Below are 4,646 nucleotides of genomic sequence, written 5' to 3' on the forward strand. Positions count from 1 at the left end.
ATGTGGAAGCATAGTGATATGTGAAGCTGACCAATACTAATTGCTCGTGAGGCTTGACTATACAACACCCAAACAGTTGGTGTTGTAGTCAAAATCACTACAAACAACTTGATTTAGTTAACGCTAACGAACAAAATAGACGACTCAGATATATCCTGTTAATAACTCATTTGACGAAAGTTAGGCATTTAATAAGACCTGATGAGTAAGCATCACAGTTGTGCTGGCGACAATAGCAAGAGTGAACCACCTGATCCCTTCCCGAACTCAGAAGTGAAACCTCTTAGCGCTGATGGTAGTGTGGGGTTACCCATGTGAGAGTAAGTCATCGCCAGCTCATTATTCGAAAATCCCCTTGATCAATGATCAGGGGGATTTTTTTCGGCTATAGAATTTGTATGTCTAATTTATATTTTTGATATTAAGTTATTTATGCAATTATTTATTTTTTGCTTTATATAGCACTATAGTTTTTAAGTCATATTTATTCATAATCAAAATTATAACGATATTTTAAAACTTGATATTGTTTAGTTAATTTAAATACTGGGGTGAATATTGGCGGTATATTAGATAAATATTAGATAAATTTTAAACATTATTTATTCATGTAATACTAAAGTTATAGGTATTTATATTATAAATATTTCCTTTTAATACATGCAGATAGAAGGGTGAAAATATATGTGTATTTCTAATCTTTAGTCGTATTGTGCATTAAAAATCTAATAAGTATATTGAATCTATAAAATTCACTTAATAGTTTTTATTAAGTATGAACAAGTACTCATGGGAGATGAGAACGATGAAGACGGAACAAATAGATATTAATTCTGTTGTCGATAATGCCAAATTTACGCCTTTTCACTTCAATGTAGTTGCTTGGTGTTTATTAATTATTTTATTTGATGGTTACGATCTAGCAATTAATGGGGTAGTTTTACCATTATTGATGCAAGATTGGGGCTTAAGTGCGATGCAAGCAGGAATGCTCGCAAGTACTGCATTAGCTGGAATGATGTTTGGTGCAATGATTTTTGGTTCGCTTGCAGATAAAATCGGGCGTAAAAAAGTCATTATGATTTGTATTGTATTGTTTAGTGGATTAACTTTTGCCGGTGGCTTTGCATCAAATCCCACAGAGTTTGGTATTTTACGATTTTTAGCAGGTTTAGGTATTGGTGGTGTAATGCCAAACCTTGTTGCGCTAACCTCTGAATATGCACCTAAAAAAATGCGTAGTACTTTAGTGACAGGTATGTTTAGTGGTTATGCCGTAGGTGGTGTAATGGCAGCTTTGCTAGGTTCATGGTTAACACCAAGTTTTGGTTGGGAAATCATGTTCTTCATTGCAGGTATTCCATTATTTCTACTACCAATTATTTGGAAATTTTTACCAGAGTCTTTAGGCTTTTTAGTAAAACAAAATAAACAGGCTGAAGCTCGTGCAATTGTAAAGCGTATTGCACCAAATACAGCTGTAACAGAGCAGACTGTATTTACCTTACCAGAAGAAGCGGTACCTGAAGCGGCTAACGTAGTAAGTTTATTCCGTCGTGGTCGTGCAGTAAATACTTTACTGTTCTGGGTTGCATTCTTCACTTGTCTATTGACAATGTATGCCTTAAGTAGTTGGTTGCCGAAACTGATGATGGCAGCGGGTTACTCAATGGACAATAGCCTTATGTTTATGATGGTAATGAACGTAGGAGCAGTGGTGGGTATTGTAGGTGGAGGTATCCTAGCAGACCGTTTCCATTTAAAACCAGTACTGATGTTTTTAGGTGTTATGGGCGCGATTGTAATGAGTCTAATGGGCTTTCAATCGAATCAATTCTTACTTTACATCTTGGTTTTCTTGGCGGGTGCGGCATCTATTGGCTCACAGATGTTGTTATACAGCTATGTAGCACAATATTATCCACTTGCTGTGCGTTCTACAGGAATTGGTTGGGCGTCTGCTATTGGGCGTATGGGAGCGATTGTCGGTCCGATCCTGATTGGTGGCTTACTCGGTATGAACTTACCTGCGCACTTTAACTTCATTGCAGTAGGTTTACCTGTATTGATTACAGCAATTGCTGTTGCATTAATTATGAACGAAAAAGATACTGATAAAGTTGAGCTGGCTCAACCAATCAGCGCTAAAGCATAAGTCAATGATCCGAAAAGCTCCCTAATTGGGGGCTTTTTTTATGTCCAAAATTTAAGATAATCGTCACTAAAATGCAGCCAAGTTGTCATAAAAAATCGGTTAAATAGCCTAAGCCTTTAAAACTGATTTATATGTCTATGAAAAAATTAACTTTATCTTTAATTACTTTGAGCATGTTAGCCCTTGCTGGATGTAATGACGACAATGACAATGTTCAGGCCCAACCCGTAGTCACTGAACCCACTTTAATTTCCTTTGCCAAGCTTAAAGTTGATACTTATGCTGCAGGCCCAGAATCCGGTGCTTATGTTAAAGGCGCAAATGGTATTTATCCGCCATTTCCAGGTCAACCTGTACAAGGTTTTTCTGCAGCATTAAAAAATGCTGATGGCACGTATATGGCCATGTCTGACAATGGCTTTGGTTCACAAGATAACTCAGCTGATTACTTACTACGTATTTATCAAGTAAAACCAGATTTTCGCTCTCAAGCCAAAGGCAGCGGTGAAGTTGAGGTTCTAGATTTTATCCAGCTTAAAGACCCTAATCGCCTGATCCCATTTGAAATCGTGAATAATAATAGCCCAGAGCGTTTATTGACAGGTGCAGATTTTGATCCTGAATCGATGCAACGTGAAGCAGATGGCTCATTCTGGATTGGAGATGAGTTTGGTCCATATTTACTGCATTTTTCTAAAGATGGCGTATTGCTAGATGCACCTATTGCACTTCCACACCCAATACAAGCAGGTGTTGAATTACGTTCTCCACAGAACCAACTGAATAAGGCACAAATCAATTATGTTGAACCTTTAGTTCAACGTAGTGGTGGTTTTGAGGGAATGGCGATTTCTCCTGATGGTAAATATCTATATCCATTACTTGAAAAACCATTATCTAATGATAGTACTGGTCAATTAATCATGTCGCAGTTTGATTTAGAAACTAAACAATATACGGGTAAATATTATTTATTTAGTCTAGATAGCAAAGCGTCAGCGATTGGTGATTTCCAACTGTTTAGCCCAACAGAAGGTATTATTATCGAACGTGATGATACGGAAAATAATTTAGGTGGTTATAAAAAGCTGATTAAAGTCAAATTGGGTGAAATTGGGCAAACTATTCAACGTGAAGAAATTGTAGATCTTATGGATCTTGCCAATCCAAACTTACTCTATGGTACACCGCGTACAGGCGATATCGCGACGGGTGAGCGTTTTGGTTTCCCATTCCAAACCATCGAAGATATTATTATTGAAGATGCAACAACTCTAACCGTCTTTAATGATAATAACTTCCCAGGTTCGTCTGGACGTAATGCCAAACTGGCAGACGACAATGAGATGATTCAAATTAAGCTACCCAAAAAATTATATTAAATATAAAGGGATATAAAACTAACTCAATATGATTTTTAATCAGCTAGATTAAAGATCATAGCTTTTAAAGTTTAGAGGCACCCTGAATGAAAGCGCTAATTCTAACTCAACAGGGTGCTCATTCAGTGGCTATTAAATAGCCTAAGTGTTATTGGTAATCTATAACCAAAGTTTTATAATGTAGAAATTAATTGTATCCAAACAGACAAAAATGCTATGACACCTGCTTGTAAAATACTTAAAAGTCAAAAAATTGATTATTCAATTCATGAATATGAACATGATCCCCAAGCGAAAAGCTTTGGTTTAGAAGCAGCAGAAAAGCTAGGATTACATGTAAACGAAGTATTTAAAACACTATTGGTGACTGACGATAAAACATATTATGTAGCTGTGCTACCAGTTGAATATCAGCTCAATCTCAAAAAAGTAGCGACGGCTGTAGGGGCTAAAAAGCTGCATATGGCAGATCCTAAAGATGCAGAGCGTTTAACTGGTTATTTGGTCGGTGGTATTAGCCCCGTCGGACAGAAAAAACGCTTAAAAACCGTCATAGATGTCAGTGCTCAACAATTAACAAAAATGTATGTCAGTGGAGGGAAACGCGGTTTAGATATCGGTTTAGCTCCGCAAGATTTGGCTAAAGTATTAGCGGCTCAATTTTTTGATGTTATTGATGAATAATACCTCAGCACCTATAAGTATCTGTGCAATTTAAATAATAGCTAAAACTGCCAGTTAAATGGTAGGTTAAGTAGATCACCCAGCCCAAAGCACTCGATTCAAGGTCATCTGAGGAAGATTTATCTTGATCGAGCGTAAGACCCCCACCGACAGTCAGGTGGGGGATATAAGCGAGTGGCGATAGCCATAAATAATCTAATACTATCTTTATTGTAGTGCTTTAATTTGCTATAATCTATTTACACCAATCCCTTTATAAACAATGATTTAATGAAGATTTTACAACACTATAAATTTAGGCTTTTGCCTAATAAAGAACAGGAAATATTGCTTAATCAAGCAATAGGTTCTGCTCGTTTTGTGTGGAATCAAGTTCTTGCTAAATCGTTTGAAATGTTCGCTAAAAATGAACGTATCCGCTACGA

At 36.7% G+C, this 4,646-nt stretch carries 4 protein-coding genes and 1 rRNA gene; all 5 read left to right on the top strand.

Features of this window, described 5'->3' with window-relative positions; genetic code table 11:
- Window positions 1–222: 222 nt before the first annotated feature.
- A 5S ribosomal RNA gene (gene rrf / locus CYK47_RS14970) occupies window positions 223–337 on the top strand.
- A 468-nt stretch (window positions 338–805) separates the two neighbouring features.
- Window positions 806–2,155: an aromatic acid/H+ symport family MFS transporter gene (locus CYK47_RS14975; protein WP_122902572.1), complete on the top strand. Its 1,350-nt coding sequence runs from the start codon at window positions 806–808 to the stop codon at window positions 2,153–2,155.
- Between the two features lie 137 nt (window positions 2,156–2,292).
- Window positions 2,293–3,537 carry an esterase-like activity of phytase family protein gene (locus CYK47_RS14980; RefSeq protein ID WP_122902573.1) on the top strand — a complete coding sequence of 415 codons (1,245 nt, stop codon included), beginning with the start codon at window positions 2,293–2,295 and terminating at the stop codon, window positions 3,535–3,537.
- 216 nt (window positions 3,538–3,753) lie between these two features.
- Window positions 3,754–4,221, top strand: coding sequence for a Cys-tRNA(Pro) deacylase (ybaK, locus tag CYK47_RS14985; protein WP_122902574.1), 468 nt, complete (start codon window positions 3,754–3,756; stop codon window positions 4,219–4,221).
- 270 nt (window positions 4,222–4,491) lie between these two features.
- A partial coding sequence (locus CYK47_RS14990; protein ID WP_164709201.1) for a helix-turn-helix domain-containing protein occupies window positions 4,492–4,646 on the top strand: 155 nt, incomplete at its 3' end.

This window comes from Acinetobacter sp. B51(2017) (assembly GCF_003711395.1).
Classification (GTDB): domain Bacteria; phylum Pseudomonadota; class Gammaproteobacteria; order Pseudomonadales; family Moraxellaceae; genus Acinetobacter.